This is a genomic window from Bradyrhizobium jicamae, assembly GCF_001440395.1.
Taxonomy (GTDB): Bacteria; Pseudomonadota; Alphaproteobacteria; order Rhizobiales; family Xanthobacteraceae; genus Bradyrhizobium; species Bradyrhizobium jicamae.
In genome coordinates this window covers 45,857-68,093 of the sequence record NZ_LLXZ01000105.1, presented here as the reverse complement: position 1 = coordinate 68,093, position 22,237 = coordinate 45,857, and the positions used below count along the sequence as shown (strand labels likewise).

Annotated in this window: 20 protein-coding genes and 1 riboswitch; of the genes, 11 read left to right on the top strand and 9 right to left on the bottom strand. The window is 63.8% G+C overall.

Annotated features, from left to right (window positions below):
• Positions 1–1,157 precede the first annotated feature (1,157 nt).
• On the top strand, positions 1,158–1,433 hold the full coding sequence (locus tag CQ12_RS17575; protein ID WP_057836559.1) for a hypothetical protein: 276 nt from the start codon (positions 1,158–1,160) through the stop codon (positions 1,431–1,433).
• A gap of 80 nt (positions 1,434–1,513) precedes the next feature.
• Here CQ12_RS17575 and CQ12_RS17570 read toward each other — a convergent pair whose 3' ends face one another.
• Entirely contained in the window at positions 1,514–2,371 is an 858-nt protein-coding gene (locus CQ12_RS17570) for a TIGR02594 family protein (protein WP_057836558.1), read from the bottom strand.
• Positions 2,372–2,631: 260 nt separating this feature from the next.
• On the opposite strand from CQ12_RS17570, the gene CQ12_RS17565 reads away from it, so the two are divergent.
• Positions 2,632–3,504: an alpha/beta fold hydrolase gene (locus CQ12_RS17565; protein WP_057836557.1), complete on the top strand. Its 873-nt coding sequence runs from the start codon at positions 2,632–2,634 to the stop codon at positions 3,502–3,504.
• Between the two features lie 122 nt (positions 3,505–3,626).
• Here CQ12_RS17565 and metW read toward each other — a convergent pair whose 3' ends face one another.
• Positions 3,627–4,295, bottom strand: coding sequence for a methionine biosynthesis protein MetW (gene metW / locus CQ12_RS17560; RefSeq protein WP_057836556.1), 669 nt, complete (start codon positions 4,293–4,295; stop codon positions 3,627–3,629).
• 1 nt (position 4,296) lies between these two features.
• Positions 4,297–5,499, bottom strand: a complete 1,203-nt coding sequence (gene metX / locus CQ12_RS17555) for a homoserine O-acetyltransferase MetX (RefSeq protein ID WP_057836555.1) — start codon at positions 5,497–5,499, stop codon at positions 4,297–4,299.
• 81 nt (positions 5,500–5,580) lie between these two features.
• A riboswitch (SAM riboswitch) is annotated at positions 5,581–5,660 on the bottom strand.
• Between the two features lie 163 nt (positions 5,661–5,823).
• Between metX and CQ12_RS17550 the strand changes: the two genes are divergently transcribed.
• Genes CQ12_RS17550 through CQ12_RS17540 form a run of 3 tightly spaced genes read left to right on the top strand, consistent with a single transcriptional unit; the run spans position 5,824 to position 8,735 of the window.
• Complete coding sequence (locus CQ12_RS17550) at positions 5,824–6,672, top strand: chorismate mutase (RefSeq protein WP_057836554.1); 849 nt, start codon at positions 5,824–5,826, stop codon at positions 6,670–6,672.
• A gap of 27 nt (positions 6,673–6,699) precedes the next feature.
• Complete coding sequence (locus CQ12_RS17545; RefSeq protein ID WP_057836553.1) at positions 6,700–7,797, top strand: pyridoxal phosphate-dependent aminotransferase; 1,098 nt, start codon at positions 6,700–6,702, stop codon at positions 7,795–7,797.
• The gene (locus CQ12_RS17540) at positions 7,794–8,735 is read left to right on the top strand and encodes a prephenate/arogenate dehydrogenase family protein (RefSeq protein ID WP_057836552.1); all 942 of its coding nucleotides are present in this window, start codon (positions 7,794–7,796) and stop codon (positions 8,733–8,735) included. The genes CQ12_RS17545 and CQ12_RS17540 overlap by 4 nt, the downstream gene beginning before the upstream one ends.
• A gap of 600 nt (positions 8,736–9,335) precedes the next feature.
• Here CQ12_RS17540 and CQ12_RS17530 read toward each other — a convergent pair.
• On the bottom strand, positions 9,336–10,451 hold the full coding sequence (locus CQ12_RS17530; RefSeq protein ID WP_083519333.1) for an AI-2E family transporter: 1,116 nt from the start codon (positions 10,449–10,451) through the stop codon (positions 9,336–9,338).
• 97 nt (positions 10,452–10,548) lie between these two features.
• On the opposite strand from CQ12_RS17530, the gene CQ12_RS17525 reads away from it, so the two are divergent.
• On the top strand, positions 10,549–11,838 hold the full coding sequence (locus CQ12_RS17525) for a metallophosphoesterase (RefSeq protein ID WP_083519332.1): 1,290 nt from the start codon (positions 10,549–10,551) through the stop codon (positions 11,836–11,838).
• A 143-nt stretch (positions 11,839–11,981) separates the two neighbouring features.
• On the opposite strand, the gene CQ12_RS17520 is transcribed toward CQ12_RS17525, so the two are convergent.
• Complete coding sequence (locus CQ12_RS17520; protein WP_057836548.1) at positions 11,982–13,169, bottom strand: DUF2125 domain-containing protein; 1,188 nt, start codon at positions 13,167–13,169, stop codon at positions 11,982–11,984.
• 110 nt (positions 13,170–13,279) lie between these two features.
• Between CQ12_RS17520 and CQ12_RS17515 the strand changes: the two genes are divergently transcribed.
• A complete protein-coding gene (locus CQ12_RS17515) occupies positions 13,280–13,873 on the top strand; it encodes a gamma-glutamylcyclotransferase (RefSeq protein WP_057836547.1) in 594 nt (197 codons plus the stop codon).
• A gap of 16 nt (positions 13,874–13,889) precedes the next feature.
• Here CQ12_RS17515 and CQ12_RS17510 read toward each other — a convergent pair whose 3' ends face one another.
• The 3 genes from CQ12_RS17510 to ftsE form a co-directional block, all read right to left on the bottom strand.
• A complete protein-coding gene (locus tag CQ12_RS17510; RefSeq protein ID WP_057836546.1) occupies positions 13,890–14,597 on the bottom strand; it encodes a YdcF family protein in 708 nt (235 codons plus the stop codon).
• Positions 14,598–14,711: 114 nt separating this feature from the next.
• A complete protein-coding gene (locus CQ12_RS17505; protein ID WP_057836545.1) occupies positions 14,712–15,683 on the bottom strand; it encodes a cell division protein FtsX in 972 nt (323 codons plus the stop codon).
• Entirely contained in the window at positions 15,676–16,335 is a 660-nt protein-coding gene (ftsE, locus tag CQ12_RS17500; protein ID WP_057836544.1) for a cell division ATP-binding protein FtsE, read from the bottom strand. The genes CQ12_RS17505 and ftsE overlap by 8 nt, the downstream gene beginning before the upstream one ends.
• A 198-nt stretch (positions 16,336–16,533) precedes the next feature.
• Between ftsE and CQ12_RS17495 the strand changes: the two genes are divergently transcribed.
• Both CQ12_RS17495 and CQ12_RS17490 read left to right on the top strand, forming a co-directional pair.
• On the top strand, positions 16,534–17,415 hold the full coding sequence (locus CQ12_RS17495) for an MJ0042-type zinc finger domain-containing protein (protein WP_057836569.1): 882 nt from the start codon (positions 16,534–16,536) through the stop codon (positions 17,413–17,415).
• A gap of 37 nt (positions 17,416–17,452) precedes the next feature.
• Positions 17,453–17,827 (top strand): response regulator, encoded by a 375-nt coding sequence (locus tag CQ12_RS17490; protein ID WP_057836543.1) that lies wholly within the window; start codon positions 17,453–17,455, stop codon positions 17,825–17,827.
• A 113-nt stretch (positions 17,828–17,940) separates the two neighbouring features.
• On the opposite strand, the gene CQ12_RS17485 is transcribed toward CQ12_RS17490, so the two are convergent.
• Positions 17,941–20,607, bottom strand: a complete 2,667-nt coding sequence (locus tag CQ12_RS17485; RefSeq protein WP_057836542.1) for a TIGR02302 family protein — start codon at positions 20,605–20,607, stop codon at positions 17,941–17,943.
• A gap of 165 nt (positions 20,608–20,772) precedes the next feature.
• Between CQ12_RS17485 and CQ12_RS17480 the strand changes: the two genes are divergently transcribed.
• The gene (locus tag CQ12_RS17480) at positions 20,773–21,153 is read left to right on the top strand and encodes a carboxymuconolactone decarboxylase family protein (RefSeq protein WP_057836541.1); all 381 of its coding nucleotides are present in this window, start codon (positions 20,773–20,775) and stop codon (positions 21,151–21,153) included.
• A 138-nt stretch (positions 21,154–21,291) separates the two neighbouring features.
• Positions 21,292–22,200 carry an NAD(P)-dependent oxidoreductase gene (locus CQ12_RS17475; RefSeq protein WP_057836540.1) on the top strand — a complete coding sequence of 303 codons (909 nt, stop codon included), beginning with the start codon at positions 21,292–21,294 and terminating at the stop codon, positions 22,198–22,200.
• The last annotated feature ends 37 nt before the right edge of the window (positions 22,201–22,237 follow it).

Genomic DNA, 22,237 nt, shown 5'->3' with positions numbered 1-22,237 from the left:
GCGAGCGGTGCGCGCGGCCCGCGTGGTCGAAGCGCGGCGGGATGGCTGGGTTGCGGCCTGACGGGCGCGCTGTTGCGGCGCGTCCACGGTGACCGGCGGCAGCGAAGACTGCGCCAGTGCGGTTCCAGTCGGGAGGAGAAGAGTGAGTGCGCTGACTGCCCCGAGGCAGATCGTTCGCAGGAGTTGAAGTTGATTGGTGGAAAGCGAATGGAAGTCTGTTGGTGTCACCCTGCAATTACCCCGAAGTCCGCCGGCTTGGCCGGTACGATTTTTGATGCCTCGCTCTAGCGCAGGCATCTTCGGAGTTCGATGGGTGGTTGCTAGAACTTCTCCAGATTGCGCAGCCGCCAGAAATATTTGGAAACAGTTCCATCGCAGCGGATCATGTTGCGGACAGCAACGCGCGCGCACCGATCAAGTGATGGCATCTTCATGCCAGGCACGGCGCACGGCCGGACATTTCATCGCAGGCTCAGCTTGCAAGCGCGACAAGGCCCGTGCAAACCACAATCAAGCTCACGATGATAACGGCGAGGAAACTGGACGAAGCAAAATCTTCGCGCATGACGGCACCTATATTCCTCAATCAAAAATCTCCAGCGGGCCAAAACCCCGAGTTTGGAACACACGGCATTCGCATCACTGCTCACGTTGATAATGATGCCTCAAACAGCCACCCATGGTTTTGGGCTTAAGGCCATTAAACCATCGGTTTGTTTCAGCATGTCTTCGTCGACCTGCGAGAACGACTTCAAGCCGCGGTTCCATCGTTCCATGCCGAACTCCGCATGAAGCATCCTCACGAAACCGAGAGGCCGGCGCGCAAGGACCCGCCTCGACCATCCTCGCTCGAACGAGACAAAACCTCCGTGATGTGGCGCACTTCACATGCGGCGACCATGCGCCGGATTACAAATTTTCGATCAGAGAGCGGGAGACTGTAGCCCGCATGAGCGCTGCGAGATGCGGGGTCCTCTCGACATGGTCCCCTACGCCTGCCGCCTCGCGTCACATCCACTCAGCCGACAGGCCCTTAGCGGACGTCAAAGGTGATTTCGGCCGAAGACCGCCAAAGAGTCCAAGCAGACAACGCCGGTGTTCTTGCCATATAGTTCAGCACTCGGACGAGCGGGACGTCTGTTCGGAGGATTGAGGTCATGCGCAAAACACCGGGATCGCTACTCCTGGCTATCGCTGCCGTGTTTTTTAGCCCGCAGGTGCGGGCGCAACAGGTTGCGGCCGAAACGCCGCAGACAATGCTGTCGGCTCAGATTCGTACGCAGGGATTCACCTGTGACAAGGCGCTCGGCGCCACGAGGGACAGAAAGCGCTCACGGCCGGACCGCGCCGTCTGGGTCCTCAAATGCAGCAACGCGACATACCGGGTGACACGCGCGCCCGACATGGCGGCGAAGGTCGAACCGCTCCCATGAGCGAATGACCTCGCTCACAGGCGTTGGTGGGCACGGCGCCTGCGCGCCTTGCCCACCCAAGCGGTTTGCCGCACTTCGCCTCAGCTCGTCGGCATGACGTAGGCGTAGATCCGGCCGCGCGAGACCGGGGCTTCGCGGACGCGGTTGCCGTTGTTGCCGGAGATCATGATCGGATTGCCCTTGGCGTCGACGCCGGTGACGATGCCGACATGGCCGCCGCGGCGGCCGCGCGTCATCACCGCAATGGCGCCGACCTGCGGGCCGGAAACGCGCTGGCCGTATTTCGCGAACGAGCTCGCCATGTCGGAGCCGGTGCCGCGATAGCCGGAATGCTGCAGGACCATGTTCATGAAGCGCGCGCACCACAGGCTGCCGCGTCCGGTCGGGTTGCCGCCGAGATATTTGCGCGCTTCGGTGACGACGTTCGACGAGGTGTAGCCCGAGGCCATCGCGCCGCCGGTCGGCGTCACAGTTGCATTCGAAGCGACGCTAGCGTTCGCGTCGACGCTCGCGTTGGCGTCGGCAAGTCCGCGCGCATTAATGTGCGCGACGGCGCGATCCCAGCGCGAGGTGCGCTCGGCATGCCGAAGCCGGGCGCCACGACGGCCGGTGCGGAGGTTGCGCTCGTCAGCGTTGGCATAGCCGAAGCCGCCGGGTGCGACCATCTGAGGGGTGCCCGTGTAGCTCGGGTTGAAACCCGAAAAGCCGCCGGCCTGCGTCTGCGCGGCCTGGCGCTTCCAGCGCGACATCCTGAGAGCATGGCGATGGTGGCGATAGGCGTAGTGATGCTTGGCATGGTGGCCGGCGTGATAGGTCCGGGCGTGCCGCCCTGCGCCAGGTTTTGCCGAAGCCGGAGTGACAAATACGACGATAGAAGCCGAACACAATGCCAGCGCGAGTAAACGAAGCGACCGGCGAAACGCAAACAACTGACGCATACTTAGTCCTCTGTACCAACCCCCACTTCCCCTTTGCGTTCGTCTACGAACGAACGCGGGCGGCGTTTTGCGTTGCGGGATGTGACGAGAGCAAGATTTCGTGTGGCGGCCGGATAACGATTCCGGGGTGATTCCGCGCTGATTCGGTGGCGAAAATGAAACGATTCCGCCCCATTGCAGCCCCGAAAATTAATTGCAATTTTGCTCACGGGTCACGCAACGAAGTTACGAAAAAGCAAGAAAATCGAGAGGAATCGAAAATGCCCTATGCCGTCACCAAGGACAGCGTTCGTGTGCACTATGAAGAGGCGGGAAGCGGGACGCCGATCATCTTCCTGCACGAGTTCGCGGCCGACCACACCAACTGGGAACCGCAGATGCGTTACTTTTCGCGCGGCCACTGCTGCATCGCCTATTCGGCGCGCGGCTATTCACCCTCCGACGTGCCGCCATCAGCCGATGTCTACACTTACGAGCATTTCTACACCGATGCGCTCGCGGTGCTCGATCACCTCGGCATTGCCAAAGCGCATTTCGTCGGCCTGTCGATGGGCTCCTATTCCTCGCTGCAGGTCGGCCTCAATGCGCCGGAGCGCGCGCTGTCGATGACGCTCGCCGCCGTCGGCTCCGGCTCGGGTCTGGAAAACCTCGACGCCTTCCGGGCGCAATGCGTCGCCAATGCCGAGCAGTACGAGACGATCGGATCGGCTGAAGTCGCCAAGGAGACGCGGGAGGCGCCGAGCCGGATTCCTTTTCTGCTGAAGGATCCGCGCGGCCACGCCGATTTTTACGCCGCGCTGGCGCGGCACGACGCCAAAGGCTCGGCCAACACCATGCGCAGCTTTCAAGGCAAACGTCCGTCGATCTACACCATGACGGAGGCGATCCGGCGCGTGCCGACGCCGGCGCTCATTCTCTGCGGCGACGAGGACGACAACTGCGTCGGGCCGAGCCTGTTTTTGAAACAGTATCTGCCGGCGGCGGGGCTTTCATTCTTTCCGAAGTCGGGCCACGTGCTCAATCTCGAGGAACCCGCGCTGTTCAACGAGATGGTGGAACGGTTCATCGCGCTGGTGGAGGCCGGGAGGTGGCCGGTGCGGGATCCGAGATCGCTGGTGAAGGCGATGGTGTAACGCCGTCATTGCAAGATTCGTAGGGTGGGCAAAGCGCAGCGTGCCCACCCTCTTCATCTCCGTCTAGTTCACAGAATGGTTGGCACGCTTCGCTTTGCCCACCCTACAATGACGGCCGGGTTCTATTTCCCCGCCCCGCCCCGGCTCAGCAAGAACACGCCCTGCTCGCCGAACATGTTCCAGACCCACCACGGCAGGTTCAGCGGCACCGGGCGGCCGTAGAGGTCGAGGGCGACGGCGCGCTCCATCTTGACGTTGATCTCGTCGCAGAGCTGGACGAAATCCTTGATGGTGCAGAAATGGATGTTCGGCGTGTCGTACCAGGTGGCGGGCAGATGTTCGGTGCGCGGCATGTGGCCGCCGACGAGCAGTTGCAGCCGCATCTTCCAGAAGCCGAAATTCGGGAACGACACGATCGCGCGCCGGCCGATGCGCAACAGATTCTCCAGCACCACTCTCGGCTGCCGCGTCGCCTGCAGCGTCTGCGACAGGATCACGTAGTCGAAGGCGTCATCGGGATAGTTGACGAGATCGGTGTCGGCGTCGCCCTGCACCACGGCCAGCCCCCTGGCGACGCAGCGGTTGACGCCCTCGCGCGACAGCTCGATACCGCGGCCGTCGATGCCGCGGCTCTCCAGCAGTTGCAGGAGTTCGCCGTCGCCGCAGCCGACGTCGAGCACTTTTGAGCCGGCCGCAATCATCTCGGCGACGAGCAGATGATCGGTGCGATATTTGCCGGTGCGGTCGGGCGCGACGCCGCCGAGCGGAAGACTCTGTTCCTGCAACACCATTTCAACCTCCCGCCTTGTCGAGGCCGCGCGCCTTGCCGGCCGATTCCAGGAAGGCGCGGGCGATGTCGAAGAACTCGGGCACGTCGAGCAGGAAGGCGTCATGGCCGCGATCGGTCTCGATCTCGGCAAACGACACCCGCGCGCTGGAGGCGTTCAGCGCATGCACCAGCGCGCGCGATTCCGATGTCGGGAACAGCCAGTCTGACGTGAACGACACCACGCAGAAGCGGGTCTTGATGCCGCGAAACGCCTGCGCCAGCACGCCGTTGTGGTCAGCGGCGATATCGAAATAGTCCATCGCGCGCGTCAGGTAGAGGTAGCTGTTGGCATCGAAGCGCTCGACAAAGGACGAGCCCTGATAGCGCAGATAGCTCTCGACCTGGAAATCCGCGTCGAACGAAAACGTCGGCAGCTCGCGATCCTGCATCCGCCGTCCGAACTTGCGATGCAGCGCGGCGTCGGAGAGATAGGTGATGTGCCCCGCCATCCGCGCCACCGCCAGCCCGCGATGCGGATGGGTGTTGCGTTCGAAATAGCGCCCATGATGCCAGTCCGGATCGGCCATCACGGCCTGCCGGCCGAGTTCGTGAAACGCGATGTTCTGCGCCGAATGGCGCGTCGAGCACGCCACCGGCAGCGCCGAAAACACCCGCTCCGGATAGGCGGCGGTCCATTGCAGCACCTGCATGCCGCCCATCGAGCCGCCGATCACGCAGAGCAATGTCTCGATGCCCAGCCGATCCAGCAGCATGGCCTGCGCGCGGACCATGTCGGGAATGGTGATGAGCGGAAAATCCAGCCCCCAGGCCTTGCCGGTCGCCGGATTGGTCGAGGCCGGACCGGTCGATCCCATGCAACCGCCGATCACGTTCGAACAGATGATGAAGTATTTTTCGGTATCGAGCGGACGGCCGGGGCCCACCATGATTTCCCACCAGCCGGCCTTGCCGGTCAGCGGATGCACATTGGCGACATGCTGATCCAGCGTCAGCGCGTGGCAGATCAGGATGGCGTTGGAGCGGTCGGCGTTCAGCTCGCCATAGGTCTGATAGGCGATCTGGAACGGCGCGAGGTCAATGCCGCAGTCGAGCTTCAAGGGCTGCTCGACGCCGAACTTCGCCACCGTCGAGGTCGGATGATCGGCCTCGTGGGCGCGATCCTCGCTGTGAATCGACGGACTGGATACCGACTGCAAATTTGTCATCGACGACCGACCTCCTTGCGGAGGCTCCAGACAGAAGTCAGGCCATAAAAAACCCGGCCTGAACGAAAGGTTCGGCCGGGATCACTTCTGTCCCCGGCCTGTTTAGCGAGTTGTTTAACGTGGCTGCAAGCCGGCCGGCTCAAATGACCACGGAATGGCCTAAAACTAGTCCGAAGCGGCCCTTTCGTCAAGGCAGGCCCATGGTTAACCGGGTAGCTGCCATGCCGGCGCAGCCGTTTCTCTTTGCTTTCAGCGGCCGTCTTTTCTAATCAATGGCCATGATTGCCGGTGATTTCGGATCGATCCGGCGCTGAAGGTTCTGACATGTCCAAAGCTCCCCCGGCTCCGCCCTCTTTGCAGGAATTGCGCAAGGAGATCGACGCGATTGACGAGCAGGTCCATCGCCTCCTGATGGCGCGCGGCGACATCATCGACCGGCTGATCCAGGTGAAGCAGACCCAGGAGGTCGGCTCGGCATTCCGCCCGGCGCGCGAGGCCAGCATGATGCGCGAGCTCGTGCGGCGCCATCGCGGCATCCTGCCACTCGACACCATCGAGAGCATCTGGCGCGTCATCATCTCGACCTTCACCTATGTCCAGGCGCCGTTCTCGGTGCATGCGGACGTCTCGCTCGGCGAGCCCGCGATGCGGGATTCGGCGCGGTTTCATTTCGGCTTCGTGGTGCCTTATGTCGGCCATTTCAGCGCGCAGGCCGCCGTCGAGGCGGTGGCGAAATCGAAGGGCGATCTGGCGCTGGTCTCGGCGGTGTCGAGCCGTACGCCGTGGTGGAATGCGCTGGAAGCCGATGGCGCGCCGAAGATCATCGCCCGGCTGCCGTTCCTGGAGCGCGCCGATCATCCGGCGGCGCTGCCCGTGTTCGTGATCTCGCGGGTGGCCGACGATGCCATGGTGACGGAAGTGCAGATGTGGAGCGTCCGCGTCGCTGGCTGGAATGCCGATATCGCCCGCGCCCTTGCCCCGCTCGCCGAAATCGTCGCCGTGCCGGACACCGCCTTCGACGGCGCGGCGCTTCTGGTCTCGGATGCCGGCACCGGCTTCGAGAAGATCAAGGCGGCCCTGATCCAGGCCGGGGCCTCGGTGCGCTCTTCGGCCCTCGTCGGCAGCCACGCAACGCGCTATACGGTGCCCCCGAACGGGTCGGCGAAGCCTTGAACGCCGCCTGAAATTCCGGAGTTGAAGATGAACCGCCCCGTGCCGAATCCCGGCATTCTCGATATTGCGCCCTACACGCCCGGCAAGACGCCGGTGCCGGAGCCGGGCCGCAAGGTGTTCAAGCTGTCGGCCAACGAGACCCCGTTCGGGCCGTCGCCGAAGGCGATGGCCGTCTATAAGGACGCTGCCGGACATCTGGAAGACTATCCGGAAGGAACCTCAAGGGTGCTGCGCGAGGCGATCGGCCGCGCCTATGGGCTCGATCCCAACCGCATCATCTGCAGCGCCGGCTCGGACGAAATCCTCAACCTTCTGGCGCACACCTATCTCAGCCATGGCGATGAAGCGATCTCCACCGCCCACGGCTTTCTGGTCTACCCGATCGCCACGATGGCGAACGGCGCCAGGAACGTCGTCGCGCCCGAGACCAATTTCACCGCCGATGTCGACGCCATTCTCGCGCGCGTGACGCCGAAGACCAAGCTGGTGTGGCTCGCCAACCCGAACAACCCGACCGGGACCTATCTGCCGTTCGACGAGGTCAAGCGGCTGCGTGCCGGCCTGCCGCCGCATGTGCTGCTGGTGCTCGATGCTGCGTACGCCGACTACGTGTCGCGCAACGATTACGAGCTCGGCCTGGAACTGGTGGCGACCACCGAAAACACCGTGATGACGCACACCTTCTCCAAGATTCACGGGCTGGCGGCGTTGCGGATCGGCTGGATGTTCGGCCCGGCCAACATCGTCGATGCCGTCAACCGCATCCGCGGGCCCTTCAACGTCTCGACGCCGGCGATGCTGGCGGCGGTGGCCGCGATCGAGGACACCGCGCATGTCCAGATGTCGAAGGCGTTCACCGAAAAGTGGCGCAACTGGCTGACGGAAGAGATCGGCAAGCTCGGCCTGAAGGTGACGCCGAGCGTGGCGAACTTCGTGTTGATCCACTTTCCGACGGACAAGGGCAAGACATCGGCGGAAGCGGACGCGTTCCTCACCAAGCGCGGCCTGGTGTTGCGGGCGCTGAACAATTACGGCCTGCCGCATTCCCTGCGCATGACCATCGGCACCGAGGAGGCCAACCGCCTCGTCGTCGATGGCTTGCGCGACTTCATGGCAGCCAAGTGAGCGCGGCACCAATCTTCCGACGCGTCGCGCTGATCGGCTTCGGCCTGATCGGCGGCTCGATCGCGCGCGCCGTGCGGGCCCAGGGGCTTGCCAGCGAAATCGTCACCACCGCGCGCTCGGAAAAAACCCGCGCGCGGGTCAGCGAACTCAACATCGTCGATCGCGTGCTGGAGACCAACGCGGAGGCCGTCAGCGACGCCGACCTCGTGATCCTCTGCATTCCCGTCGGCGCCTGCGGCGCGGTCGCGCAGGAGATCGCGCCACACCTGAAGGCTGGCGCGATCGTTTCCGACGTCGGATCGGTCAAGGGCGCCATCGTTCGCGAAATGGCGCCGCACCTGCCGGGCAACGTTCATTTCGTGCCGGCGCATCCGGTCGCGGGCACCGAACATTCGGGGCCCGACTCCGGCTTCGCCGAACTCTTCATCAACCGCTGGTGCATTCTGACCCCGCCCGACGGCGCCGACCCCGTGGCGGTCGAAACGCTGCGCGCGTTCTGGGCCGGCATGGGCGCCAGGGTCGAGATCATGACGCCTGATCATCACGACCTGGTGCTGGCGATCACCAGCCATCTGCCGCATCTGATCGCCTACACCATCGTCGGCACGGCGGACGAGCTGGCGCAGGTGACGTCGTCGGAAGTGATCAAGTTCTCCGCCGGCGGTTTTCGCGATTTCACCCGCATCGCAGCATCGGACCCGACGATGTGGCGCGATGTGTTCCTCAACAACAAGGAAGCCGTGCTGGAAATGCTCGGCACCTTCAACGAGGATCTGTCCAAACTCACGCGTGCGATCCGCCGCAATGACGGCGAGGCGCTGTTCGAGCACTTCACTCGCACCCGCGCCATCCGCCGCGGCATCGTCGAGATCGGCCAGGACTCGGCGGCGCCCGATTTCGGCCGTCCGCATCCGCCGCTGGAGAAGAAGGGCGAGTGAGAAGGCGCGGGACAGGCGCACGAAGCCGCCCATCCCGCGATCGACTGCCTTGAACCGATCATGGCCGCTACTTGTGCGACGGCTTGTGCCTCGTGATCGATTGTCGCATCACGAGCCGTGGCGTCATCGCCTGGGCGTCAACCGGCGATCGTACCGATCCGATTCCGAGATCGCCATTTGGATGGTAGAACGCATACATTTCCGGTTCGTCGATCATATGCTGTGCCGACGCGTGCGACGCGAACAGTGCGGACAAGGCCACGGCAGCGCCAAAAACGAAATTCTGGTCATCTTGCTTCTCCTCATTAGCGACCCATCGCGTCGGCCGTCAGAGAGCAAGAGCGGCATTGCGACAAGGACATTCCCGCCACAGTCTTCTCAGACGATCACGCTTCGGCGATCCGGAAGGCAAGAAATACGTCATCACCTACCGGTTCTATGGCCGTTCGTCGGACGTCGTGAGCGGGAAGTATTGCCCGCCCGCCCTGAAGTCGAAGCGATTCAAGTCTGACGACGCCCGACGATGCCCGTTGTTAGGGGCAAAGCCGACCTCGTGCTTGGGCGCGTCGAGGTCCGGAAATGACCGAGGCGGTGCGATAATCAATCCATCTTCTTGTCGCAATGCGTCAATCTAACCGCATCTGTCGTAGTTGCCCTCGGGGTGGCCGTATAAAAGAAGCTTTCGTAATATCGTTGTAACGCGAAGCGCGTCAGCACGCCGATAGCGGACGCGAGCGGCACGGCAATTAAAAGGCCGACGAACCCGAACAGGTAGCCGAATGCGAACAGCGCAAACATGATCCAGACCGGGTTCAAGTTGACGCGCCGGCCAACGAAATAGGGCGACAGCAAATAGTCTGACAGCGTCTGGCCGACGAAGAAGATCGCCGGGACGATCCAGATGATGGCCCAATGCGGCCAGAACTGTGCAATCGCAACGCACGTCGATGTGACGAGCCCGCTAAGGGAGCCGAGATACGGCACGAAGCTTATCAGTCCTGCCGCAATGCCGATCAGGATCCCATGCTTGAGCCCGAGCACGGACAGCGCTGCCGCGTAGAATACCGCGAGGATCAGGCAGAGCGTGCCTTGACCGATCAAAAAGCCGCCGATCGTGTCGTCGATCTCGCGAGCAAGGGCCCGGACGGTATCGCGCTGCGCAGGCGGTATCCAGTTGTCGATAACCGCCACCATCTTCTTCCAATCATAGATGAGATAGCAGGCAACGATCGGGGTCACCACCAGGAGGGAGAAGGCCGAGATCAGCGCCCGGCCTCCGGTCCAAACCGAGCGCAGAAAATCTTTGAACCCGGCAGTCGCCATTGCGGTTAATTCCCCGACCGACTGCTCGGCGTAGGCCAGGCCTTCCCCCACAAGCTTGCTCAGCCACGGCCGATCTGGATCGGTCGCGAACCCCCGCACCGTTTTGATGTAGAGCGGAAAATTATCGATGAAGTAGGCAAGCTCACCGACAACGACCGGGGCGGTCAGAATGATAAGCGTGGTCACGCCGACAACGAACAACCCGACGATGGTTAGCGTCGCAACGAGGCGGTTCATCCCGAGCCGTTCCAGCCGGGTGGCCAGAGGATCAAGTAGATACGCCAGTAGCATCCCGGCGACGAAAGGCAGCAGGACTTCGCGCAAGAGAACGACGGCGACGACGACCGCCGCCAATACCGCAATCCAGAATGCGACGGGCCGAGTGAGGTTCATGGTTCATGCTTACATCAAGCCGGCCTGGGCGATATGCTGCGCACGTGTATGACCCTCGGTCGGATATTTTCGACCGGTCTGGCAGGGAGATCATACTTTGGCACAGAAGTATTATTTTGTCAGTGACCTGCACATGGGTGGCGACGGTCAATTGCAGCATTGCGATTACGCCGCCGAGTTCATCAAATTCCTGAAGGAGTTGGAAAAAGAAGGCCCCGACACTGAGCTTCTGATCGTGGGCGACACGTTTGGCTTCTGGGAGCTCACGCTTGTGCGCGGGGTTGAAAGGCTTGCGCACATCATACGGGCGCACCAGGCGATTTTCGACCAACTCAGGGCTACCGGAGCGCGCATCAAGGTGACCATGATGGTCGGGAATCACGACTATGATCTCGCTTGCGATCCGACCTTTGTGGAGAAACTGCAGGCATACAACATCCATCTGGACCCGAGCCTGGTCCTGATCCGCCCGGTGGGCGACAAGAGGATATGGATCGAACACGGACAGCAGCGCGATCAGTTCAATAGCTTCCCCGAATATGGCAACGCTTACGCTCTTCCGGTGGGCTACTTCATCACGGAAACCTTCGTCAGCGGAGCCAGCCGGCATTCGGACTTCGGCCGGGGAGACTGGCTCAAGGACATCCGTTCCGTGGGCACGATGCAGATTCCCGAGTGGATGCTGTCGAACTACTTCTACCGCGAGATGAGTACGGTGCTACGCTGGGTGCTGCTGCCCTTCCTGCTGCTGGCTGGCGTCACGATGATCGCGATCATCGGGGAAATCCTTCGTGTCGCGGGCATCTTCGATTACAATATCATATTTCACAACCCGCTGATGAGCAGGCTGGGGATCATCGACAACGTCCTTCAGGTCGTGATCGCGATCAATTCCGTCTTTTTGATTTTGTTCGGTATCCCCGCGTTGGTCGTCGAACGTGACCTCATGCGAACGTTGCATCGCTTTCGTCTACGGACGAGCCACGGAGTGACCCCGAATCTCGATTCGGAAGCGCCCTACCTCAAAGGGGCTCAGGAGGTTTTCCAGGAGGATGACAAGGTAGCGGTGTTCATTTTTGGACACACGCATTCGGCGTTCCTGCGGCGACTGGGTCCCGCCGGTCAAGTCGTCATCAATACCGGTACGTGGCTGAAGCTATTGTCCCGTGTTCCGGTGCGCTTTGGCTTGTTGCCCTCGGTCTACTATCCTTCGTATCGCCTGAATTACTTCCGGATCGAGAAGGAAAACGACCAACTTGTGATCGACTATGTCGAAATTCCCAAGACGCCTGAGCGCGAGCTGACTTGGCTGCAACGTCTCGTGATCCTGGGGAATGTGCCTAAGTCACCAGAAGCAATCCCCGCAAGGACGATTATCGATCTGTAATGCGTTGCTCAGCAACTATGCTAAAGAGTTTGAAATGCCGTAAGGTGCGAGTGGATAAGCCACCGGCGCCCTTCAGTCGCTTGCGGCGCGAAGCGGACATTCAGCAAGCTACGATACAAAATCGGATTTAACAGTACGCGCCCCTAAAACAGCGGCGGCACCTGCCCTACCTTGAACGGCCCGAGAAACACCGCGCCGTCGACGAAGCGCAGCGGGAAGGCGCGCGCCTTCTTGCCCTCCAGCTCCGTCTCCTTGCCGAGCGCGTTGATGCCGGCGGCGACGCCTGCGTTGGCGTTCTGCTTGACGACCTTGCCAAGGCCAGGGATCGCCCTGTCGAGCGCGCCGAATAGATTGTTGAGATCCTGCGTCTTGACGCCAGGCGCGACGCGATCGAGGGTCGCCTGCGGCACGCCCTCTTCCAGCATCTTCTCGATGCCGAGCGCCGGGATCACGCGCTCTATCCCCGTCACCGTCATCTGCAATTCGCCGTCGATCCGCCCCTGGGCATTGAGGCTCAACGTCCCGGCGGCGACCGAGATCAGATCGCCCTGCTGAATCCGCGAGCGCACGATTTCGATATGGCCGCCCGCCGCCTGCAACTCCCTGAACCGTTCGGGCCACGGCTTTGGCGTAAAATCATTCAAGCCGGTGAGCTTGGTCTGGATGTCGGCGTCGAACGGCGCCGCGAGTATCGGGTGCACTTCCTGCACGTTGCCGCCGGATATCTGCAATACCGCTTCGATCACGGGCTTATCCCTGGTCGAGCCATCGGCAAGGCGGCCGTGCAGCTCGACATGACCGGCGCGCGCAAGCGGCGTTCGCACCGGTCCGTTGACGCGTTCGATCGACGGCTTGTCGAACGCGATGGACGCGCGCTGCGGGATATCAGGCAGTCCCGACACGCTGCTGCGACCGGTGGTCCAGTTCACCTGCATCGACGGCGGCTGGCCTCGATCGGACAGCGTCGCCGGTGACTTGAACTCGGCAATCAGGAGTTTCGGCTGATAGATCTGCGCGATCACCAGGATTTCGCCGAGCCGTGCGGTGAACGGCACCTGCGCACCGGCGGTCTGCGAGACCAGCGAAACGCTGGCGTCGTCACAGCGGACTTCGAAACGGAACGGGAAGCCGGCCACCGAGCGCTTGCCGCAGGCATAGACCCGTCCCGCCTTTGCCTCCTGCGCGGCCCACGCATCCGCGCGAACACCGACTTCGGAAGCGGCATAGAACCAGAACGCACTCCACGCCGCGGCGACGACAAGGAGCAATGCAGGCGCGGCGAAGAGGCGCCACAGCGGGCGCCGGCGCGGCGCGGGGGTCATGTCAGGCATGCGGCGTCCTTTGGCTAGCAATTGGGGCGAATGTAAGCATCCGCTTCCCACAACAAAAGGCATTGAAATCACTTCGCTTTGCCGGTCCGTTCTGGTAGCGGTGCGAGGGCATGTCCGCGATCACACTCAACGATACGGAATTCTCGACAGGCGACCTCTGGGTGTTCGGTTACGGCTCCCTGATGTGGCGCCCGGGCTTCGACTTCATCGAACGGGTGCCGGCGCGGCTGATCGGGGAACACCGCGCGCTCTGCGTCTATTCCTTCGTCCATCGCGGCACGCCGGAAAAGCCGGGTCTCGTGCTCGGGCTCGACCGCGGCGGCGCCTGCCGCGGCATCGCGTTCCGGGTCGCGGAAAAGCACAGCGCCGCGACCATCGCCTATTTGCGCGAACGCGAGCAGGTTACCTCGGTCTATCGCGAGGTGAAACGGTCGGTATGGCTGGAGAACGCGGCACGCGAGCGCGTCAGCGCGCTGGTCTACGTGGTCGATCGCGGCCATGTGCAATATGCCGGGAGGCTGTCGCTGACGGAACAGTTACGCCACGTGCTGCAGGGACACGGCCAGTCCGGCGTCAACCGCGACTATGTTCTGGCCACCGTGAAGGCGATCGAGGCGGAAGGCTTTCGCGATTCCCAACTGCACCGGCTCGCGGCGATGCTGCACAACCAGCATCCGTTGCCCGCTCCGGTGCAGAACCTCTAGCAAGCGTGAAATCCGCTCAGTTGGCTTGCGCCGTCGCCGGCCGGCGCGGCGCCGGCGCAGGCTGATCGGAGGGGTCGGACATCAGTTCGAGGCCGACGCCGGCGAACCGCACGCGCACCTCGGCGGCGACGTATTTCGCATATTCCGACAGCAACAGCCGCAGCGTCGCGCCGCTGGTCCACCACGGCTCGTCGCGCCATCTGTCGCCGATCACTGCAAATGGAATCAGCGTCACGTCCGGCATCGCATGCGACAGTTCCAGGATCGCGCGCGGCATATGGTAGTTCGAGGTCACGACGATCAGCGACTTGAAGCCGCGCTCGCGGGCCCAGCGCCGCGTCTCCGCGGCATTGCTGCGCGTGTTGATGGCGGAACGGTCGAGATCGACGCAGCAGCCGAGCAGCGACTGGTTGTCAGGCAGCGAGCGCGAAATGTCGCTGACGGCGTTGGTCGGATGCACGCCCGAAATCAACAGCCGCTTGCCGTAGCCGCCAGCCAGCAATTCCATCGCATCCGACACCCGCGACGAGCCGCCGGTGAACACCACGATCCCGTCGGCGGAGCGCGCCGGTTTGATTTCGACGCCGCGCAATTGCGAGAGAAAGGCTATGAAGCCCACGGCCGCGCCGACAAACAGGATCGCCATCGAGCCGACGATAATCGCGCGCAGCAACCCGCGCGGTCGCGCGTCCCTCGGCGTGCTATCGGCGTGCTGCAAATCCATGTAGTCCGACGGTCCTCTTCCCGTTTACAATTCTAGAACGTTTTCACGCGAAGTGGAGTCCCGCTCCCGGGACAAGTCCGTGACCTGTTTCACTCCAAACCGTCATTGGTCGCGTCAATCGATATCGTCCAGCGTGGCAAACAGCGTTCGCCGCGAGGCCCAGGCGGTGATGGCGGCAATCGCCACGGCCTGCACCGCGAGCGCCAGATAGCCCGAGGGCGGCAGCGAAAACGTCCCCAGCAGCGCTGCGAACTGATCGCCGACGGGGGTACCCGAAAACCAGCTCGCGATCGATTCGGAGAAGCCGAAACCCAGCATCGCGGCGCCGCCGCCGATTACCCCGCCCTCCAGCCCGAGCCTGAGGAAATGCCGCAGGAAGTGGTTGGCGATGTAGCGGTCGCCGGCGCCGACGAAGTGCAGCACTTCGACGATCGGGCGGTTAGCCGCCATCGCGCCGCGAGTCGCGAACGACACCGAGATGATCGTCGCCACGATCACCAGCGCGAGAATTCCGATGCCGGCAAACACGGTCGCTCCGGTCATCGAGCGCATGCGCTCGATCCAGGCGCGGTGATCGTCGACGCTCGCCGACGGCGCCACCTGCATCACCGCCTTGCGCAGGCCCGCGAGGTCGAGCGTGGTGCCGGGCTGCACGCGCGCGACGACGACGCGCGGCACCGGCAACTGCTCGATCGACAGCCCGCTGCCGAGCCAGGGCTCGAGCAACTTTGCCGATTCGTCCTTGCTGAACGGCTTGACCTGGACGATGCCGGGTTGCGCCCGCATCGCCTCCGCCGCCGCGGTCACGTCGCGATCGAGATCACGGCCGGCCGAGGGGCGCACCTGAACGGTGATTTCGCTGGCGACTTCCGACTGCCATTCCGCCGCCGATGCGCTGATCAGAAACACGGTGCCAGTAGTGATGGAGGCGAGGAAGGTCATGATGGCAACGACAGCGACCAGTGCGCGGCCGGAGATCGAGGCCCGCGGCACGATCGGCGACATGTTGCGCGCCTGCGCCGGCACCTGCGGGCGCTCGTTGCCGAGGTCCACCAGCGGTCCATGCTCGTCGCCGACCCTACTCATAGATGTGCAGCCGTCCCTGATGCAGCACCAGTCGCCGCGCCTCGTACTGATCCATCAGCGTGATGTCGTGGGTCGCGATGATCACTGCGGTACCCAGCCGGTTCAATTCGATGAACAGCCGCAACAGGCGCCGGCCGAGCGTCGGGTCGACGCTGCCGGTCGGCTCGTCCGCCAGCAGCAATTGCGGCCGCGAGATCACCGCGCGCGCGATCGCGGCGCGTTGCTTCTCGCCGCCCGACAGGATCGGCGGCAGCGCATCCATCCGCTCGCCGAGGCCAACCCAGCGCAACAGGTCGATCACCTCGCGGCGATAGCTGGATTCGTCGCGGCCCATCACGCGGAACGGCAGTGCCACGTTTTCATAGGTCGTCATGTGGTCGAGCAGGCGAAAATCCTGCAGCACGATGCCGATCTTCTGGCGCATGTTCGCAACCTGATCCTTGCCGAGCAGCGAGACGTCCTCGCCGAACAGGTTGACAAGGCCGCGCGTCGGCCGCAGCGACAGGAACAACAGCCGCAGCAGCGACGTCTTGCCGGCACCCGAGGGCCCGGTGAGAAACTGGAAGGAATGGGCCGGAACCATGAAGGAGAGGTCGCGCAAAATCTCCGGGCCGAGCCCGTAGCGCAAACCGACATTTTCGAACCGAACCAAGCTCAGCTCCGCTCGATATGGACCGTGCCCGGAAACCCCGGACTTGAACCTGAACCTGGGCCCGAACCTGAATTTCGGGCTCGTAGCCCGCCGGTCTGGGTACTAACCGGACAAAACGGTTGTGCGACCGTTATGGTTTCCGATTCGTTAACAGTCGCTATGTAGCATCCGGGCAAAGACACTGGTGAGATGGGCTCCATGCATATCGTTTGCCCCCATTGTACAACATCTTACGCGATCAATCCGGCTACCCTGGGGGCCGGGGGACGCACCGTCCGCTGCTCCCGCTGCAAGGAAACCTGGCTGGCGCGGCCCGAGGACGCGATCGAACTGGCGGAAGCCGCGCCGGCGGCCATGCCAAATGCTTCGCCAAGCCCGGCGCAATCGAGCCATTCGGCCGCGGACGAATGGGAGGCGATGGCGCGCGAGGACGAGGCGCAGGACACCCCGGTGGTCGACAGCCCCTCGATTTCGGCTGGCTGGCCGGCCGAGGGCGAAGGCGCGCCGGCGGGGGGCAGCGACTGGACATCGGCCGCCCGGCGCGATGCCGAGGACCATGAGGACATTCCGGTCACCACGCACCGCGCCCGGCTGGCCCGCCTGTTCCGGCTACCTTCCCTGCCCCGTATTCCGTTCCTGCCGGTCGTCGGCCTGCCGACCGCCTGCGCCGCGATGGGCGCGCTGGTACTGGCGCTGATGATCTGGCGCAGCGATGTCGTGCGGCTGCTGCCGCAGACCGCGACGTTCTACAAGATGGTCGGGCTGGAGGTGAACCTGCGCGGGCTGGCCTTCAAGGACATCAAGGTCAGCAACGAGACCGTCGACGGCAAGCCGGTGCTGGTCATCGAGGGCGTGATCGTCGGCGAGACCAAAAAGCCGGTCGAATTGCCGCGGCTGCGCTTCTCCGTCCGCGACGCGCAGGGCACCGAGATCTACGCCTGGAACGCAGTGCTGGAGCAGCCGGTGCTCAAGCCCGGCGAGCGCGCCTATTTCAAGTCGCGGCTGGCCTCGCCGCCGCCCGAAGGCCGCAACATCGACGTACGCTTTTTCAACAAGCGGGATCTGGCCGGCCACGCCTGAGCGCGGCCGCCTGTTCCGCTGAGTCGAGAGATACGACATGTCCCGCGTGCTGATTGCCGACGACGAAGATTCCATGCGCTCGCTGGTGGCGCGCGCCATCGCCATGGACGGCCACGACACCGTCACGGCCGAAGACGGCGCCGAAGCGCTCGATATCCTGACCCGCGAAGGGGGCCTGTTCGATCTGCTGCTGACCGACATCCAGATGCCGGTCATGGACGGCATCGCGCTGGCGTTGACCGCGGCGCGTGATTTCCCGGACCTGAAGATCCTGTTGATGACCGGCTTTGCCGACCAGCGCGAGCGCGCCTCCGGCCTCAACGCCATTGTGCACGACGTGGTGACGAAGCCATTTTCGGTGCACCACATCCGCACGGCTGTGGCCGATGCGCTGGCGGCGAAGAAGGCCTAGCCAAGCCAGAATCCGTAGGGTGGGCAAAGCAAAGCGTGCCCACCATCTATCCGCAAATATTGTCTTGAATGGTGGGCACGCTTCGCTTTGCCCACCCTACGCATCAGCGGAAATCAATAATCCTTCAACAGCCGCTCGATGTAGTCGAGTTCGATCTGCGGACGGGACGGATCACCGAGACGGCGGCGCAGCTCTTCCAGAATCCGGCGCACCCGCTGTACGTCGATCTCGCCGGGGATCTTCACCGTATAGTCGTCAGTGAATTCGTTATTGCGCATCGGCCGGCCGAGCGGATCGGTCGAGTTGTTCGCGCCCTGCTGGCGGCCTCGGGGATTGCCGGGGCCGTCGCCCGGCTGGTCGCCGTCGCCCTGCTGCATGGCCTCGGCAAGGCTCTGGGCGCCCTTGCGCAGCGCATCCAGCGCGCGTCCCTGCGAGTCCACTGCGCCATCCGCATTGCCTTCGCCGAGCCGGCCTGTGGCATCGCCCATCGCGTTATCGGCCTGATCGAGCCCGTCCTCGCCGTCGCCCTGCTCGCCGCCTTGCCCCTGCTGACCTTGCCCCTGCTGGTCGCCACGTTGGCCCTGCTGGCCGCGCTGGCCCGGTCCCATGCCGCGCTTGGCGAGTTCTTCCTGCAATTTCTTCAGCCGGTCGCGCAGGCCCTGCTGGTCCTGCTGCAAGTCGCCCATGCTCTGGTCGCCCTGCTTGCCGCGCATGCGGTCGCGCCTGGAATCCTGGCCCTGCTTGTAGGTCTTGTCGCGCAATTGCTGCTGCTTGCGGATCATGTCGCCGAGTTCGTTCAGCGCCTGCTCCATCTCGTTGTCGCCGCCCTGGCCGGGCTGCGCCATCTGCAGGTTTTCCAGCATCTGCTGCAGCTGTTCGAGCAACTGCTTGGCGGCCTCCTTGTCGCCGGAACGCGACATCCGCTCCAGCCGGTCGAGCATGCTCTTGAGATCCTGCTGGCTCAGCGTCTTGGTATTGGGGTCGAGCGGGCGCGCCAGTTGCTGCGGATTGTTGCGGAACTGCTCGGCGAGCTGGCGCAGGAAATTGTCCAGCGCAGCGCGCAGATTGTCCGTGAGCTTCTTGATCTCCTCGTCGGTGGCGCCGCGCTCCAGCGCCTGCTTGAGCGCTTCCTGGGCCGCGCGCAGCGCCTTGTCGACATCGGTGATGTTGCCGTCTTCGATGGTCACCGCCAGCGCCCACAGGCTGGCGACGACCTCGCGCAGCGCGTCGTCGGTGCGCGCCGCCTCGAGCTGGTGCTTGACGCTGAAGAGACCGAGATAATGGCCGGATTCGGGCGTGAACAGTTCCGGCGCGATCATCAGCGCGTCGAGCGCGGTATAGACCAGTGCGTTCTGGTTGGCGTCGAGCGCGAGGATGCGGCGCTGTTCGATCAGGGCACGCGCCAACGGCTTGGTGAACAGCCGCTCCGGCAGCCGCATGTTGTGCGGCTCGCTCTTGCCCTCATTGCCGGCCTCGTCCTTGGCCGTGAGCGTCAACGTCACATCGGCGCCGGCGTAAGGGTCTTCGCTGAGATCCTTCACCGTCTGGCCGACACCGTTGCGGGTGCGGGCATTCGGCAGCACCAGCGCAAACTGCGGCGCATCGAACAGCGGCCGCGGCGCGGCCTTGCCATCCCCGGACTTGCCATCCTTCGCGTCCTTGTCCCTGGCCGCATCATCCTTGGCAGAATCGGACTTGGCTGAATCGGACTTGGCTGAATCGGGCTTGGCCGCATCGGGCTTGCGGGCGGTAAATTGCGCGCGGGCTTCGGTGACGCCGTAATCGTCCTCGAGCTTGTAGGACATCTGCAGCGAGCCGCGGGCCTGGCGTTCGGGATCCTTGGCCAGGGAAATGCTCGGCGCCCGGTCGGGCGTCGCCGCAAACCGCCACAGCGGCTGGCCGGACGGCGCGCGGACATGCGCGCTGCCATCGCCCGTGATCTTGAAATGCCGTTCGTTGGTGCCCTTCGGCGCCTGCTCGCTCGGGGCAACCTCGGTCACGCCGCCGCCGACCACGACGTCGATCGTGCCGCCGCTGGAGCGCACCAGCAGCGTACTGCCGGCAGGCACCGGCAACGGGGCTCCGCTATCGGGCGAGGCCGCATCCCGGTTGGCGGCGGACAGAATGACCGGCGGCTTGCCGGTATAGAGCGGCGGGGTCACCCAGGCATCGACCCGGACGTTGGCCGGCGCCAGCACGCCATTCCAGTCGAACGCGGCGGCAATGCGCATCCTGCGCTCGTCGCCGGCCGCGACATAGGCGGCCACCAGCATTACCACGACCAGCGCACGCAGCGCCCAGGGGTCGTGGATCGGCAATCGCGGCGAAGGCAGCCCGGCGCGGATCCGCTTGATCGAGGCCAGCGTGCGCTCGCGCTGCTCGCGCCACAGCGCCTGCGCGATCGGATCCCTGGACTGAAGCGTATCGGTCAGCGCGGTCGCCGGACGGTGGCGGATACCAGTACCGCGGTCGAGCCGGCTCAAACCCTCTTCGCGGCTCGGCCAGCGAAACCGCACCAGCGGGAACAGCGCGGCCAGCGCTGCAAGAGCGAACAGGCCGATGCCGATCGCGCGCGCCAGGAACGGCAGCGCCAGCCACAGCCCGGCCCAGGACGCCACCAGAAACAGTCCGACGACGCTCAAGAATCGGGCGAGACCCGGCCAGGCACGCTCCCACGCAATCGCATACTGAGCCCGTTGCAGGGCCTGCGTCAGTTGCAGCCGCGCAAGCGCGTCCGGCTCGCGCGCGGAATTGGTGGGGTCGGGGGAAGCGCCGCTCAATAATCTCTCCGGGTTACCGAGACGTCAGCCTAGCACAACGGCGGCAATGAGGCACCCGTTCCGGGGGGTAACCCACACCCGGAAATACGCATAACACGAAGGCGTGACTGCGGACGCCCCACCCCCTAACGTGCGCGCCGAACCGTAAAAATACGAGGAAACGACATGGACCAGAAGACACACGACAAGGGGCTGGAAATTCGTAAAGCCGTGCTCGGCGAGGCCTATGTCAACAACGCCCTGAAGAACGCCGACAGCTTCAACAAGCCGTTTCAGGAACTCGTCACCGAATATTGCTGGGGCGCGGTGTGGGGACGCGACGAACTGCCGCGCAAGACCCGCAGCATGCTCAACCTCGCGATGATCTCGATCCTGAACCGACCGCACGAATTGAAGGCGCATATCAAGGGCGCGCTGACCAACGGCGTCAGCCGCGAGGAGATCCGCGAGATCTTCATGCAGGTTTCGATCTATGCCGGCATTCCGGCCGGCGTCGACAGCTTTCGCATCGCGCGCGAAGTGTTCGCGGAATTGGACAAGGGCTGAGCGCTTTCTCCAATTTCGACAGTACAGCAGCATAACACCGTCATTGCGAGCGAAGCGAAGCAATCCATAGCGCCACAAGCGGATAGATGGATTGCTTCGTCGCTTCGCTCCTCGCAATGACGAATTCGGGGAGACGCCATGGAAATCGGATTCATCGGCCTCGGGAAGATGGGGTTCCCGATGGCGCGGCGCCTGATCGAGGCCAAGCACCAGCTCACCGTGTTCGATACGCGGAAGGAGGCCACGGACAAGCTGGTCGCGCTCGGCGCGCAGGCGGCTTCGTCACCCAAGGATCTCGCCGACCGCTGCGAGACCGTGCTGGCGAGCCTGCCCTCGCTGCAGGCTTCGCTCGATGTGGCGACCGGCGCCGGCGGCGTGATCGAGGGCAAGCGCGTCAAGCGATTCGTCGATCTCTCCACCGTCGGCTCGCAGATGGCGGCGAAAATTCAGGGATTGTTGGCCAAGCGAAATATCGTGCAGATCGACAGCCCCGTCAGCGGCGGCGTCGGCGGCGCCGAGAAGGGTACGCTCGCCGTGATGGTCTCCGGCCCGCGCGTCGATTGCGAGACGGTAAAGCCGGCGCTCGACGTGATCGGAAAAGTGTTCTTCATCGGCGAAAAGCCCGGCTCGGCACAGACCATGAAGCTCGCCAACAATTTCCTGTCGGCGACCGCGATGGTGGCGACGTCGGAAGCGGTGGTGATGGGCGTCAAGGCAGGGCTCGACCCGGCCGTGATGATCGACGTCATCAACGCCGGTTCCGGGCTCAACACCGCGAGCCGCGACAAGTTTCCGCGCTCGGTCTTGCCACGCAGCTTCGATTTCGGCTTCGCCACCGGGTTGATGGTCAAGGACGTGCGGCTTGCGCTGGAAGAGATGAAAGCGCTGGGGCTGTCGATGGAAGTCGCCGAAGCGGTCGGCCGGCTCTGGGAGGTCATCATCCGCGACGAGGGCGCGGAGTCGGACTTTACCGCCGCGATCAAGCCGATCGAAAAGGCGGCGGGCGTCGTGGTCGGCGGCGGAAAGAGCGGCCACGGGGCCAAGTAACGAGGACGGCCGGTCCATGTGCCGGCGCGTGCCGGAC